Below are 13,881 nucleotides of genomic sequence, written 5' to 3'. Positions count from 1 at the left end.
CCATGCAGAACATAGTCTTTCCACCCTCCATCTGGGCTGCCACTGCCCCTGCCCGCATACCGGCAAAGCCGCTGACCAATGACGCGGAAGCCGATATCGCCATCGTCGGCGGTGGTTTTACGGGGCTTTCAGCAGCGCTCCATCTGGCGAAACGCGGCAAGCGCGTCATCCTGCTGGAAGGCAATGCGGTCGGCTGGGGCGCATCGGGGCGCAACAATGGACAGGTCATTCCGACCATGACTTCGGCGGAACCCGATGCAATCGCCAAACGCTACGGCGCATCGGGTGAACGTTTTGCCAGACTGATCGGCAATAGTGCCGACATTCTTTTCTCCATCGTGCGTGATGAAAACATCGAGGCCGAGGCCGAGCAGAACGGCTGGTTCCAGCCTGCCCATTCGCCGGGCCGGGTGAAGCTTTCGCAAACCCGCGTGGACGCATGGAAACGCTTCGGCTTCCCGGCGGAATTTTTCGACCGCGCCGCAACATCGCGGCTGTTGGGCAGCGATTTCTGGTATGGCGGCATGTTCAACCCGACCGGCGGTCATATCAATCCGCTGGCCTTCGCGCGCGGTCTTGCCACTGCTGCCGAACGCCACGGCGCGATCATTCACGAACAAAGCCCGGTCATCTCCTATGCCCAGGTGGGTGATCACTGGGAGGTCAAGACCGCCAGTGCCACAGTTCGCGCCAAGGGCTTTCTGCTCGCCACCAACGCCTATACCGGCGAGTTGCGTGAAGGGCTTGCTCCGCGCCTTGCCCGCACCATCGTGCCGGTGCTCTCGTGGCAGATGGCGACCGCGCCCGTCAGCGATAATCTGCGCGCAACGATTTTGCCCGGTCGGCAGGCCGTTTCCGACACCCGCGGCGACCTGCGTTTCTTCCGCTACGATGCCCGCAACCGGCTGATTACCGGCGGCGTGGTGATGGGCGATTTCAACATCGCAGAACGCGTCAAGCGCAAGACGGCGCGCAACATGGCGGAAGCCTTTCCAGCGCTTGGCGAGCCGGAAATCACCCATGTGTGGAGCGGCTATATCGGCATGACATGGGATCGCTTTCCACGCGTTCATCAGCTCGGCCCCAATGGCTGGGCCTGGATCGGCTGCAACGGGCGCGGCGTTGCGCTTGGCACATCGCTCGGGCGGGAATTTGCACGTGCGCTCGACGGCGAGCCTGTGCAGGAACTTGCCCTGCCCGTCTCGGAACCGGCACCGCTGCCTTTTCATAAAGTCGCGCGAAAGATTGCCCCGTTCTACCTCGCATGGCTTCGGCGCAAGGATCTCTCCGAGCCAAATCTCTAGTCCCGCTCATTTAACGTTCATGTGAAAGGTCAGGTCCATGAATCAAATGTCAATTCTCGAACGTCGCCGCATCGAAGCGCTGGTTCTCAAGAATGTTTACGAAGTTATTCGCGAACGCTCCGGTGAGGAAGAAGCGCAGGCTGCAATCGGCGAAGCCGTCAGCCGTTCGGCCATCGAACAGGGCAAGAGCTTTGCCGACGAGCTGGGCCGCACGCCAACGATACAGGACTTTGCCGATATCCAGCCGCTGTGGACGAAGGAAAACGCACTGGAGATCGACGTGATTTCGCAGGGCGAAGATCATTTCGATTTCAACGTTACGCGATGCCGTTATTCGGAAATGTACCGCGAGATGGGTCTTGGCCATATCGGCCACCTGCTCTCCTGCAATCGCGATGGCGATTTCTGCATCGGCTACAACCCAGAAATGAAGCTGGAACGCTCGCAGACCATCATGAAGGGCGCAAGCCACTGCGATTTCCGCTACCGTCTCGACAAGACTGAAGACAACACAAAAGGAGCCTGACATGCCGGTTGAAAACTGGACATCGAACCAGCTGGACGAACTCGTCGCGTTCCGTCGTGACCTGCACGAAAACCCGGAGCTGCTTTACGATGTAAACCGGACTGCAGAAAAAGTTGCCGAAGCGCTGCGCGCCGCAGGCGTCGATGAGGTGGTGGCCGGCATCGGACGCACCGGCGTCGTCGGCGTCATTCGCGGCCAGTCGAACCGTTCCGGTCGCGCCATCGGCCTGCGTGCCGACATGGATGCGCTGCCGATCCTCGAAGAAACCGGCGCGGAATGGTCATCGAAAGTGCCGGGGAAAATGCATGCCTGCGGCCATGACGGCCATACGACCATGCTTCTGGGCGCTGCCCGCGAACTGGCGCAAAGCCGCGCCTTCGACGGCACCGTCATCGTTATCTTCCAGCCTGCCGAAGAAGGCGGCGCAGGCGCAAAGGCGATGATCGACGACGGCCTGTTCAAGCGCTGGCCGGTCAATGAAGTCTACGGCATGCATAACCGCCCGAATCTTCCCGTCGGACACTACATCATCAATTCCGGCCCGATCATGGGATCGGTTGACATTCTCGACATCACCATCGAGGGCGTTGGCGGACATGCGGCCTCCCCACACCAGACCATCGACCCCATCCCGGTGACGGCAGCACTCATTCAGGCAATCCAGACGCTGACCGCACGCACCGTCGACCCGCTGGATTCCGCAGTGATCTCGATCACCACCATTCAGGGTGGTGATGCTTTCAACGTGATTCCGCAGAAAATCCGGTTGACCGGTACGGTCCGCACGCTTCGTGAGGAAGTGCGCGACCATATCGAGGAAAAGCTGGCTCGCGCCGTGCAGGGCATTGCCGATGCTTTCGGCGCCAAGGCCACGCTCGACTATCAGCGCAGCTATCCGGTGACCGTTAATCACGAGCGCGAGACGGAACTGGCCGCAATCGCTGCCGATGCAGTTGCGGGCGCTGACCGCGTGGCTCGGGATATGCCGGCAACGCTTGGCGGTGAAGACTTTGCCTTCATGCTGAACGAGGTGCCGGGCGCGATGATCAATATCGGCAACGGCCCGAGCGCCAATCTCCATCATCCGAAATATGACTTCAACGACGATGTCATTGCCTGGGGTTGCTCGTACTGGACAACGCTCGTGCGCCATCGGCTGCCGACCGAGAACTGATAGCCGCCTATATATCTATTCAGGGCGGCGCCCCAAAGGGCCGCCCTTTGTATTTTTCGTAAAAAGCGAAGTGTTTTTACACTAAAACCTCTAGTTTATCTGAGCCTCACGTAATATAACGCGCTCCCAATAATCCATCGCGGCTTTTCCCGATGGGAAAAGAGAATCCGGTTTGGACGCATATCCTGAACGTCTCAGTTTCGGAAATGCGGGAAGCCAATGGTAGAGCGGGAAATCCATGAATATCGAGTCTGCCTTGAGCGACAGCGCCAATATTTTTGACCTTGCGCCAATCTCCCTGTGGCTTGAGGATTATAGCGGTCTGCGCAAGCAGTTCGAAGAATGGCGCGCGCTTGGCATTACCGATCTCGGGGCTTTCCTGCACGAAGACACAACCCGGCTGCGCATCTGTACCAGCCATATCCGGGTTCTGAAGGTCAACCGCAAGACGCTTTCGCTTTTCGAGGCGGACAGCGTCAGTCATCTGGTCGCCAACCTCGAACGCGTGTTTCGCGACGACATGCTGGACCCGCATATCGATGAGATGGTCCAGCTCTGGAACGGCGGCGGTACTTTCTCAAGCGACACCATCAACTATTCGCTCGGCGGCAAGCGGCTCGACATCCAGCTCAAGGGCGTCGTGCTTCCCGGCTATGAACACACTTGGGAGCGGGTTCTGCTTTCCATCGAGGATGTGACCGCTCGCGAGAATGCCCGCCGCGAGCAGGATCGGCACAAGCAGCACGCAGTGGGCCTTTTCGAACATTCACCGGTTTCGCTCTGGGTCGAGGATTTCAGCCGCATCAAGCAACTGATGGACGATGTGCGCCAGCGCGGCATCGTTGATTTTCGGGTGTTTACCGACGTGCATCCAGAATTCGTGCGCCAGTGCATGAGCGAAATCCGCGTGCTCGAAATCAACACCGAGACGACGGCCCTATTTCTCGCGTCCGACAAGAAAACGCTGCTGCAGAACCTGCCGCATATCTTCAAGGACGAGATGGAAGCCTCTTTCCGCGAACAGCTGATCGACCTGTGGAACGGGATCCTGTTCCAGCGTCGCGAAGTGGTGAACTATGCGCTCGATGGGTCCGAACGGCATGTTCTGCTGCAGTTCTCTGTTCTGCCGGGACATGAGACGGATTGGTCGCTGGTGCAGGTCGCACTTACCGACATCACGGCGCGCAAGAAGGCCGAGGCCTATCTGGAATATCTGGGCAAGCACGACGTGCTGACCAAGCTGCACAATCGCGCCTATTATGTCGATGAGCTTAACCGGCTTGAGCGCAAGGGCCATACGCCCGTTTCAGTCATCATCATCGATCTCAACGGCCTCAAGGCCGCGAATGATCAATGGGGCCATGCGACAGGTGACGGATTGCTGCGACGCATCGGAGAAGTGCTGAATGAAGCCGTGAAGCAGCCGGGCCATGCCGCACGCATTGGCGGTGACGAATTCGCGGTTGTGCTGCCTTATGTCGATGAGCGCGGCGCCGAGGCGATGGTCGAGGACATTCAGCGGCTGGTCGATATCAACAACCAGTATTATTCCCAACTCAAGCTCAATCTTTCCATCGGCTCTGCGACCAGCATGCCGGGCGAGAAGCTGGAAACCGTTGCCAAGCGCGCCGACCTGCTGATGTATGAGAACAAGCGCCAGCAGTATACGAGCGGTACAATCTAGAGCATTTCCTGTTTTGATTGAATCATTGGAAACACTCTATCTCTTTGTTTTTAAGCATGTCTTTATCCCAAAACCGGTCCCCACTTTTGGGAGACATGCTCTAGTCATCAAATGCGATAATCGTCTTGCCGCGCGTCAGATCGGTGACGAGGCGGGATAGTTCATCCCGCGCGGCGATGGGCATTGTGCCCGCCATTTTCACGCCGGTGCCGGTGAAATTCTCTTGCGCGATGGCAAGGTTTTCCACCGCTGTCAGGCGTGCTTTCAGCAGCGCATGATCTGAAAAATCGCAGGCGAACTGAAATCCGACCAGCGGAATAACTTCTGTTTTCTCAGCCTGTCGCAGACAGGTAGCGGCAGTGCCGCCATAGGCGCGCATCAGGCCACCGCTTCCCAGAAGAATGCCGCCAAACCAGCGCGTAACCACGACCGCAATATTGTCCAGCTGCTGGCCGTCGATTGCCTGCAGGATCGGCTTTCCTGCCGTGCCGCTTGGTTCACCGTCGTCACTGAAACGGTAGTTCTGCCCCATGCGCCAGGCCCAGCAATTATGGCTCGCCGACAGATCGGAATGCTCGCTCAAAAAATCCTTCGCCGCCTGCTCGTTTGCGACAGGCGCAGCAATGGCCAGAAATCGACTTTTCTTGATCTCCTGACTAAAGGTTTCGACGCGACTGATCGTGAACATGGCAATCCTACAAAGATGATTGCGGGGCCTAGCATTTTCCATTGAGGATGACGACCCCTTCCAGCTTCCCCCGGCATTGCGCCCACCGGATATAGGGTATAAGGCAATTGGAAAATGAGCCCATATTTTTGAGCTCTGTTCTTGCATATCCAGACGAAAGGTCCCGCCGATGTTCGATTTGATCGTGAGAAACGCCAATCTCCCCGACGGTCGCGAGAAGCAGGACATTTTGGTCAAGGACGGCAAGATTGCCGATATCGTGCCTTCAAAGGGTGAGCATCAGGCGGCTCAGGAGATCGATGCGACCGACCGGCTCGTAACCCCACCCTTCGTCGATCCGCATTTCCACATGGATGCGACCCTGTCGCTCGGCCTGCCGCGCCTCAACCGTTCCGGTACGCTTCTTGAAGGCATCGCGCTCTGGGGCGAACTGAAGCCGATGCTGACCGTTGAAGCCATGGTCGAGCGCGCGCTGCGTTATTGCGATCTGGCCGTTTCGCAGGGCCTGCTGGCGATCCGCAGCCATGTCGATGTCAGCGATCCGCGCCTTCTCACTGCTGAAGCGATGATCGAAGTGCGCGAGAAGGTGAAGCCTTACATCGACCTTCAGCTCGTAGCCTTTCCGCAGGATGGTTATTACCGTTCGCCGGGCGCGGTCGATCTCGTCAACCGCTCGCTCGATATGGGCCTCGACGTCGTCGGCGGCATTCCGCATTTTGAGCGCACCATGGCTGATGGCGCAGCCTCGCTGGAGGAACTCTGCCGCATTGCCGCTGAACGCGGGCTGCCGGTCGATATCCATTGCGACGAAAGCGACGATCCGATGTCGCGCCATGTCGAGACGCTGGCGGCGCAGACAATGCGCTTCGGCTTGCAGGGCCGCGTTTCCGGTTCGCACCTCACCTCCATGCATTCCATGGATAATTATTACGTTTCGAAGCTCATCCCGCTGATTGCGGAAGCAAAGATGAACGCCATCCCGAACCCGCTCATCAACATCACGCTGCAAGGCCGCGCGGACACCTATCCGAAGCGCCGCGGAATGACACGCGTGCCGGAGCTGATGGCTGCCGGTATCAATGTCGCTTTCGGCCACGATTGCGTGATGGACCCTTGGTACTCGATGGGTTCCGGCGACATGCTGGAAGTCGGCCACATGGCGATCCATGTCGCACAGATGACCTCCATCGAAGGCAAGAAACAGGTTTTCGATGCACTCACCGTCAATTCCGCCAAGGCGCTGGGCCTCGAAGGCTACGGTCTTGCAAAGGGCTGCAATGCCGATTTCGTGGTGCTGCAGGCACGCGATCCAATTGAAGCGCTGCGGCTCAAGGCAAACCGCCTCAAGGTCGTGAAGCGCGGCAAGGTCATCGCCGAAACCCCGCAGCGCATAAGCCGCATCAATCTCGAAGGCCGTCCGTCTTCGGTTGACGGGGCTGATTACGCGCCAATCGGCTAATAATATCAACAGTTTCGGCCTACCCGGCACATTGCCGGATGAACGAACCGGAACAGTCGCGGCTTGAAACCCCATGCCTAATTTTCAGGCCGCAGCCTAATTCGCTTGTATTCGAGGCAGATTGAGCAAAGATAGAACCGTTGCTCATACATTCTGCTCACACAAAACGAAGCAACCGGCAGTGCATTCCCGGCACGCCGAAAACACAAAAGAGGGGTCCTATGACCAAAATCATCAAAGCACCGAACTTTACCCGTCGCGACATTCTCGCAATGTCTGCAGCACTCGGCGCAACGGCAATGACCACTCGCGTCTTTGCGGCCGATGAAAAGCTGAAAGTCGCAGGCATCCACGCCTCGCCGGTCGAGAATGCCTGGAATTCCCGCCTTCACGAGGCACTTAAGCAGGCAAATGACGAAGGCGTCATCGAATATGTCTTCTCCGAAGGCGTTTCGGCAAGCGACTATCCCCGCGCCATGCGCGAATATGCCGAACAGGGCATCAAGCTGATCGTCGGCGAATCCTATGCCGTCGAACGCGAAGCGCGCCAGGTGGCAGGCGATTATCCGAAGACGGCTTTCGTCATGGGCTCCTCCGGCAAGCCGCAGGGCGATAATTTTGGTGTTTTCGGCACCTGGAACTTTGAATCTGCCTATCTCGCGGGCATGCTGGCAGGCGCGATGAGCAAGTCTGGTACCTTCGGCTCCGTCGGTGCCGTGCCGATCCCGGAAGTCAACATGCTCATCAATGCCTTTCAGGATGGCGTGAAGGAAACCCGTCCCGATGCGAAGTTCATCGCGTCGTTCATCGGCACCTTCTTTGACCCGCCGAAAGCACGCGAAGCCGGACTTGCCCAGATCGACTCGGGCGCCGACATCCTGTTCGGTGAACGCATCGGCACGGCAGATGCCGCCAAGGAACGTGGTATCAAGGCCATCGGCTCGCTGATCGACTATACGCCGCGCTATCCCGACACGGTCTTCGCCAATGCGATCTGGAATTTCCGCCCGATCCTGAATGCGGCTATCGCCGACGTGAAGGCCAGCCAGGCAACCGGCAAGGATTACACGCCGTTCAGCCTGATGAAGGAAGGCGGCAACGACATCATCTACGTCAAGGGCATTGCCCCTGCCGAAGCGGAAGCCAAGATGGAAGCCCGCCGTGTGGAACTGAAGGAAGGCAAGTTCGAGTACAAGCCGAACCCGGCCGAACCGAAGTAGTCATTCAGGACGGGCAAGCATATCGTGGCAATCGACATGAACCAGCAGGATGCGACCGCGCTCGCGCAGGCGATTGCGGAACGAATCCTCAGTGCCGAACAGGCCATGGATGCTGCTCTTGACGCAGCAGAAAAATGGCGCCCCCTGGGCGCCATTACATATCTCGATCGCGATCTTGGCCGCGCCGGTGCCATTGCATTCGATGCAGCGCCATCCAGAGCTGCCTTCGCGGGCGTTCCCTCCCTGTTCAAGGATCTGGGCGGGCCCTGTGCCGGTCTGCCGATCCGGCTCGGCTCGCAGGCATTCCTCAATGCCTCACCTCAGATGGATTCCGAACTCGGCCACCGGCTACGCGCAGCCGGATTGAATTTCTTCGGTACAACCACCGTTCCCGAATTCGGTCTGGCGCTTGCGAGCGAGCCAGCGGGAGCTCCTCCCGCACGCCATCCCTTCGATGAAACGCTTTCACCCGGTGGATCATCCGGCGGAGCGGCAGCAGCGGTTGCAGCCGGGATAGTCGCAATTGCGCACGCTACCGACGCTGGTGGTTCCATCCGTGTACCCGCTGCAACCTGCGGGCTTGTCGGCCTGAAACCAAGTCGCGGTGCTATGCCCGCTGGTCCGCATTTCGGCAATTATCTCGCAGGCATTGCGAGCGAATTTGCGCTTTGCCGCTCGGTCCGTGATGCGAAAGCGTTACTGCCGCTTGTCGAAGGCAAAACGGAAGGCTTTCTGCCCGACCCGGCGATGCAGGCAAGCGATTTGCCGGACCGCCTTCGTATCGGCATAGTGACCGGCGATCTCGCAAACTATCCAATCACATCAGAGCGCCTGCAGGTTGTGGCAGATGCAGCGCATTTCCTTGAGGCACAGGGGCACACAATCCGCGAAATCCCAGCTTCGGAATTCAGCCCGCTGATCGCTTCCAGCGCACGCGCATTTGACCGTATCATTTCCGTCAATCTTGCGGCTGCAATCGATTTTCTGGCCCTTGATGAAGACAAGCTTGAACCGCTCACCCGCGCCGTTGCGGAGCGCGGGCGGCGCATGGAAGCCACCGCGCTTTACCGCGCCATGAACGGAGCTGTCAGCGCCGCACATATGCTCTGGCAGATTTTCCGCGACATCGACGTGCTGATTACACCCATGCTCGCGCGCGGGCCAATGCCGCTCGGCTCCTTTTCCATGAATCACGGCGATGTCGATGCGCATTGGCAGAAGATGAATGCCTTCGCACCTTATGCGGCGCTCGCCAATATTTCCGGTTTTCCGGCGCTCTCGCTTCCCTTTGGGACGGATACCAACGACATGCCGGTCGCCTTGCAGCTTGTGGCCCCGATGGGCGCGGACCGGCTGCTTTTGAGCCTTGGCCAGCGTCTGGAGGCGGACCAGCGTTGGCAGCACAAATTTCCCGTTGCGGGGTTGCACACATGACCACGACCGTTCTTGAACTGCAGAACATCACCAAGCGGTTTGGCACGCTTACCGCCAACGACGATATTTCGCTGAAGCTTGAACGCGGCGAAATTCTCGCTTTCCTGGGCGAGAATGGCGCAGGCAAAACCACGCTGATGAATATCCTGTTCGGCCATTATGTGCCGGATGAGGGCCGTGTCTTCGTCAAGGGTGCAGAAATTCCGCAGGGCAAGCCCCGCGCCGCCATCGACGCAGGCGTTGGCATGGTGCACCAGCATTTCACGCTCGCGCCCAACCTCACAGTGCTTGAAAACATCATCACCGGCACTGAAAGCCTCTGGAGACTCAAATCCGCGCACGGTGCAGCGCGTAACAAGATCGCGGAAATCGCCAAGCGCTTTGGCCTGCAGGTTGATCCCGATGCACGGCTTGGCGATCTTTCGGTCGGTGAACAGCAGCGCGTGGAAATCCTGAAAGCGCTTTATAACGACGCCGACATTCTGATCCTCGACGAACCGACCGCCGTTCTGACCACGCAGGAAGCCGAAAACCTCTTCGCGACACTGAAAGAAATGGCACGTCAGGGCCTGTCGCTGATCTTCATCTCGCACAAGCTGCATGAAGTCATGTCGGCAGCCGACCGCGTTGTCGTCCTGCGCGGCGGAAAGCTTGTCGCTGAGCGCAAGGCCTCCGAAACCTCGAAGGAGGAACTCGCTGAACTGATGGTTGGCCGTCGTGTTTCGCGCCCTTCGCGTGCAGCGGCCACGCCCGGCGAAACCTTGCTGGAAGCAAAGAATGTAACAGTGGTGGAAGATGGCGCGACACGCTTGACTGATCTCGGCTTTCACCTTCGCGCTGGCGAAACGCTCGGCATCATCGGCGTTTCCGGCAACGGCCAGGCAGCGCTTGGGCGTCTCGTTTCGGGTCTCAGCCAGCCTGCGAGTGGCTCACTTGTCATGTTCGGCCAAACGGTCACCAAATTCGACCCGCGCCAGTTTGTGGCGGAAGGTGTTGGCCGCATCCCGGAAGATCGCAACGCTGAAGGCGCAATCGGTGACCTGACGCTTTGGGAAAATGCTGTGCTTGAACGCGTGCGTGATCCGCAGTTCTCCAATGGTCTTCTGGTCAATCGCGCGGCTGCGCGTGAATTTACCGACCGCATCATCAAGGATTTCGATGTGCGCGGCGGCACGCCTGATAGCCGCATTCGCCTGCTTTCCGGCGGCAACATGCAGAAGCTTATTCTGGGTCGCAATCTTGAAACGGCTCCGCGCATTCTGATCGCGGCGCAACCGACGCGTGGCCTTGATGAAGGTGCCGTCGCAGCCATTCATGCCCGTATTCTGGAAGCGCGGGCAAAGGGAGCAGCGGTTCTGCTAATCTCAGAAGATCTGGATGAAATTATCGGCCTTGCCGACCGCGTACAGGCCATCGTCAAGGGCCGCCTCTCGCCGCCGATTGACGCCGGAGAAGCCAATGCGCAACGGCTGGGCCTGATGATGGCTGGGGAATGGCAGACTAATCTCACGAAGGGGCTGAACTGATGCGTATTGAAAGACGCGAAACACGGCCCATGGCACTGGTAGCAACCGCACCAATTATCGCCGTTTTGACCGCCTTTGTGCTTGCCGGATTGCTCATTGCCGCTGCCGGTGCGCCGGTTTTGGAATCCTTCCGCCAGATAGCCATCGGCGCTTTCGGCAACAAGCTTTCGATCACCGAAACACTCACCCGCGCAACACCCTTGATGCTGACCGGCCTTGCCGCTGCCGTCGCCTTCCGCTCCAAACTCTGGAATATCGGCGCCGAAGGCCAGTTCTATATGGGTGCGCTGGCGGTGGTCGCCTGTGGGACACAGTTGCAGCTTCCTGCCCCTATTCTCATTCCGCTGTTGCTTATCGTCGGTGCGATTGCGGGCATGGTTTTCCTGCTCATTCCGCTTGGGCTTCGCCTGCGCTTCGGTGTCGATGAAGTGGTGACGACGCTGCTCTTGAACTTCGTTGCGGTGCTCATCGTCTCGATGATGATCGAAGGGCCGATGAAAGACCCCCTCGCCTTTGGCTGGCCGCAATCCGAGCCTGTGCCGGATGCGGCTGTGCTGCCAAAAATCATGGCAGGCATGCGGCTTCACATTGGCATAGTCATCGCTATCGCTCTGGCGCTCATCATCGCCTATGTGCAGAAGTGCACCGTGTTCGGGCTGGAAACCAAGGCTGCCGGTCTCAACCCGCAAGCCGCGCGTTTTGCAGGCGTTCCGCTTGGCAAGACACTGGTGAAAGTCGCCTGCATTTCCGGTGGTCTTGCAGGACTTGCAGGCGCAATACAGGTCATGGGCGTTAAGGGTTACGTCACGACCGATCTGTCGCCGGGCTTCGGCTATTCCGGCATCATTGTCGCCATGTTGGCCAATTTGAATCCTATCGGCGCGATCTTCTCCGCACTTTTTGCTGCCGCAATGTTTGTCGGTGCCGACGGCATGAGCCGTGCCATTGGCATTCCGAGCTTCATCGCCGATGTCACCGTGGCGCTGTCGCTTCTGACTATGCTGGTCGCTCTGTTCTTCACACAATACAGGATCGCCCGATGAACGAGTTGATGGATATCCTGCTCTCCGCAGGCCTCTGGGTCTCGGTCCTGCGCATTGCAACGCCACTGATCTTCGGCACGCTCGGTGCGCTTTATTGCGAACGGGCGGGCGTGCTCAATCTCGGTATCGAAGGAATCATGACCTTCGGCGCGATGATCGGCTGGCTGACTGTCTATAATGGTGCCGACCTGTGGGTCGGTGTGCTCGCCGCCGCCGCTTCCGGCGCTCTGTTCGGCCTGCTTCATGCAGCCCTCACCGTGCCGCTCGGCCTGTCGCAGCATGTCGTGGGCTTGGGCATCACATTATTTGCATCGAGCCTTAGCTATTTCCTGTTTCGTCTTCTGGTGCCGCTCTCTTCAACTCCGCCGACGATCACACCATTCCAGCCGGTCAATCCGTCCTGGCTTGCAGATATCCCGTTCGTCGGACAGGTGCTTGGCACGCAAACGGCCCTCACGTGGATCGCCATTCCTCTGGCACTGCTGCTTGGTTATGTGCTTTTCCGCACGCCGCTCGGCCTTGCGATCCGCATGACTGGCGAAAACCCGCACGCAGCTGAAGCGCAGGGCATCAACCCGATCCGCGTACGCATTTTCACAATCATGTTCGGCAGCGCGCTCATGGCTGTCGGCGGCGCGTTCCTTACGCTTTCCGCCTTCAATTCGTTTTTCCCGACGATGATGCAGGGACGCGGCTGGGTCTGTATCGCGCTCGTCGTTTTCGCTTCTTGGAAGCCCGCTCGTGCGCTTCTGGGTGCCTTGCTCTTCGCGCTATTCGACGCATTCCAGCTGCGTCTGCAGACGGTCTACGGCAAGGTCGTTCCGTATCAGCTTTTCCTGATGATCCCTTATATCATGTCGATTGTGGCGCTCATCGTGATGGCGCGGCGGGCACGTGTCCCGCAGGCGCTGATGCAGCCCTATCGTCGCGGAGAACGTTGATCGCATAGTGCGCGATAAAATAGGCAATGGTGAAAACTGCCAGTCCACCAAAGACATCGCTCAGATGGTGTCCGCCGTGCAGCAGGATCGCGGGTACCATGAATATATTCAGAGCGAGTACCGGTAAACGCACCCATGCGATGCGCCATGTAAAGACCACGGACATGGCAGCCATGACGGTGTGGAAGGACGGGAATCCGATCAGGCCGAGCACATTGGCTGGCGTCAGATAATCTACCCCTTCCTTCGACAAGCGGATCAATTCCAAGCCATAGGACGGACCGACAGCCAATCCTGCACTTCTCACAACATCATCAGGCAGGTTCCATACAGCCGATGTACCGAATGTTGGAAAAAAGGCCCACACCACGATGCTGAGAAGAGCGCCTACAATTCCAGTCATCAGGAAATGAGCAAGTTTTTCTGATTGCCCCGAAAAGCCGAGCAACAGAACAACCATCACCAACTGCGGCAGGGAAGTGAAGTAAACTATCTTCAACAGTGCTGAAACACCGGGCCACTGCGCAATGTATGTGACCAGACTTGGCCAATCATATCCCATCAGTCGATCGACGCCGACCAGGAATTCGTCAATTCGCGGGAAATGGATCGGCAGCAACATATAGTTAAAGACCGACCCGACCAGTGTGAACAATATGAAGCCCGCAGTCAGAATGAGTGTCTCCGCAATCCGGGCATCATTCCTTACGAAGCGATAAAACAGGCCGAGCATGATCGTTCCAAGACCGATCGCCCCGATCATTCCGTAGCCTGTCCAGTCTACGCGAATGCCCTTCGCGGCAATCAGAAGAATGTCGATTGCGCCCAACGCACCAACGACAGTCAGAACAAATCGCTCATAACGCGAGAATATCATCAGCG

At 58.3% G+C, this 13,881-nt stretch carries 12 protein-coding genes; 10 read left to right on the top strand and 2 right to left on the bottom strand.

Going from position 1 to position 13,881, the window contains the following annotated elements; translation table 11 throughout:
* The first annotated feature begins 2 nt into the window (after window positions 1–2).
* From CES86_RS10580 to CES86_RS10565, 4 genes are all read left to right on the top strand, one after another.
* Window positions 3–1,304: an NAD(P)/FAD-dependent oxidoreductase gene (locus CES86_RS10580; RefSeq protein ID WP_029927790.1), complete on the top strand. Its 1,302-nt coding sequence runs from the start codon at window positions 3–5 to the stop codon at window positions 1,302–1,304.
* 37 nt (window positions 1,305–1,341) lie between these two features.
* Complete coding sequence (locus CES86_RS10575; protein ID WP_010658513.1) at window positions 1,342–1,830, top strand: L-2-amino-thiazoline-4-carboxylic acid hydrolase; 489 nt, start codon at window positions 1,342–1,344, stop codon at window positions 1,828–1,830.
* Window position 1,831: 1 nt separating this feature from the next.
* The gene (locus CES86_RS10570) at window positions 1,832–3,004 is read left to right on the top strand and encodes a M20 aminoacylase family protein (protein ID WP_094514377.1); all 1,173 of its coding nucleotides are present in this window, start codon (window positions 1,832–1,834) and stop codon (window positions 3,002–3,004) included.
* A gap of 238 nt (window positions 3,005–3,242) precedes the next feature.
* Window positions 3,243–4,688, top strand: a complete 1,446-nt coding sequence (locus tag CES86_RS10565) for a sensor domain-containing diguanylate cyclase (protein WP_010658511.1) — start codon at window positions 3,243–3,245, stop codon at window positions 4,686–4,688.
* Between the two features lie 100 nt (window positions 4,689–4,788).
* On the opposite strand, the gene CES86_RS10560 is transcribed toward CES86_RS10565, so the two are convergent.
* The gene (locus CES86_RS10560; protein WP_010658510.1) at window positions 4,789–5,376 is read right to left on the bottom strand and encodes an IMPACT family protein; all 588 of its coding nucleotides are present in this window, start codon (window positions 5,374–5,376) and stop codon (window positions 4,789–4,791) included.
* Between the two features lie 169 nt (window positions 5,377–5,545).
* Here CES86_RS10560 and CES86_RS10555 point away from each other — a divergent pair, with 169 nt between their 5' ends.
* The 6 genes from CES86_RS10555 (at window position 5,546) to CES86_RS10530 (ending at window position 12,999) form a co-directional block, all read left to right on the top strand.
* Entirely contained in the window at window positions 5,546–6,835 is a 1,290-nt protein-coding gene (locus CES86_RS10555) for an amidohydrolase family protein (RefSeq protein WP_029927792.1), read from the top strand.
* A 221-nt stretch (window positions 6,836–7,056) separates the two neighbouring features.
* Window positions 7,057–8,055 (top strand): BMP family protein, encoded by a 999-nt coding sequence (locus tag CES86_RS10550; RefSeq protein ID WP_010658508.1) that lies wholly within the window; start codon window positions 7,057–7,059, stop codon window positions 8,053–8,055.
* A 36-nt stretch (window positions 8,056–8,091) separates the two neighbouring features.
* Window positions 8,092–9,489 (top strand): amidase, encoded by a 1,398-nt coding sequence (locus CES86_RS10545; protein WP_029927794.1) that lies wholly within the window; start codon window positions 8,092–8,094, stop codon window positions 9,487–9,489.
* The gene (locus CES86_RS10540; protein ID WP_029927796.1) at window positions 9,486–11,015 is read left to right on the top strand and encodes an ABC transporter ATP-binding protein; all 1,530 of its coding nucleotides are present in this window, start codon (window positions 9,486–9,488) and stop codon (window positions 11,013–11,015) included. Before CES86_RS10545 ends, CES86_RS10540 begins: the two co-directional genes overlap by 4 nt.
* Window positions 11,015–12,058, top strand: a complete 1,044-nt coding sequence (locus CES86_RS10535) for an ABC transporter permease (protein WP_029927798.1) — start codon at window positions 11,015–11,017, stop codon at window positions 12,056–12,058. Before CES86_RS10540 ends, CES86_RS10535 begins: the two co-directional genes overlap by 1 nt.
* On the top strand, window positions 12,055–12,999 hold the full coding sequence (locus tag CES86_RS10530; RefSeq protein ID WP_029927800.1) for an ABC transporter permease: 945 nt from the start codon (window positions 12,055–12,057) through the stop codon (window positions 12,997–12,999). The genes CES86_RS10535 and CES86_RS10530 overlap by 4 nt, the downstream gene beginning before the upstream one ends.
* Here CES86_RS10530 and CES86_RS10525 read toward each other — a convergent pair.
* Complete coding sequence (locus tag CES86_RS10525; protein ID WP_010658503.1) at window positions 12,929–13,876, bottom strand: phosphatase PAP2 family protein; 948 nt, start codon at window positions 13,874–13,876, stop codon at window positions 12,929–12,931. The genes CES86_RS10530 and CES86_RS10525 overlap by 71 nt on opposite strands.
* Between the last annotated feature and the right edge of the window lie 5 nt (window positions 13,877–13,881).

This window comes from Brucella lupini (assembly GCF_002252535.1).
Taxonomy (GTDB): Bacteria; Pseudomonadota; Alphaproteobacteria; order Rhizobiales; family Rhizobiaceae; genus Brucella; species Brucella anthropi.
Note: the sequence above shows the minus strand (reverse complement) of the source record. Positions and strands in the feature narration are given on the sequence as shown.

Excerpts from the sequence above, each read along its gene's own strand:
- CES86_RS10565 (WP_010658511.1), top strand. The coding sequence starts at position 3,243 with ATGAATATCGAGTCTGCCTTGAGCGACAGCGCCAATATTTTTGACCTT.
- CES86_RS10580 (WP_029927790.1), top strand. The coding sequence starts at position 3 with ATGCAGAACATAGTCTTTCCACCCTCCATCTGGGCTGCCACTGCCCCT.
- CES86_RS10570 (WP_094514377.1), top strand. The coding sequence starts at position 1,832 with ATGCCGGTTGAAAACTGGACATCGAACCAGCTGGACGAACTCGTCGCG.
- CES86_RS10560 (WP_010658510.1), bottom strand. The coding sequence starts at position 5,376 with ATGTTCACGATCAGTCGCGTCGAAACCTTTAGTCAGGAGATCAAGAAA.
- CES86_RS10545 (WP_029927794.1), top strand. The coding sequence starts at position 8,092 with ATGAACCAGCAGGATGCGACCGCGCTCGCGCAGGCGATTGCGGAACGA.
- CES86_RS10535 (WP_029927798.1), top strand. The coding sequence starts at position 11,015 with ATGCGTATTGAAAGACGCGAAACACGGCCCATGGCACTGGTAGCAACC.
- CES86_RS10575 (WP_010658513.1), top strand. The coding sequence starts at position 1,342 with ATGAATCAAATGTCAATTCTCGAACGTCGCCGCATCGAAGCGCTGGTT.
- CES86_RS10550 (WP_010658508.1), top strand. The coding sequence starts at position 7,057 with ATGACCAAAATCATCAAAGCACCGAACTTTACCCGTCGCGACATTCTC.
- CES86_RS10530 (WP_029927800.1), top strand. The coding sequence starts at position 12,055 with ATGAACGAGTTGATGGATATCCTGCTCTCCGCAGGCCTCTGGGTCTCG.
- CES86_RS10540 (WP_029927796.1), top strand. The coding sequence starts at position 9,486 with ATGACCACGACCGTTCTTGAACTGCAGAACATCACCAAGCGGTTTGGC.
- CES86_RS10555 (WP_029927792.1), top strand. The coding sequence starts at position 5,546 with ATGTTCGATTTGATCGTGAGAAACGCCAATCTCCCCGACGGTCGCGAG.
- CES86_RS10525 (WP_010658503.1), bottom strand. The coding sequence starts at position 13,876 with ATGATATTCTCGCGTTATGAGCGATTTGTTCTGACTGTCGTTGGTGCG.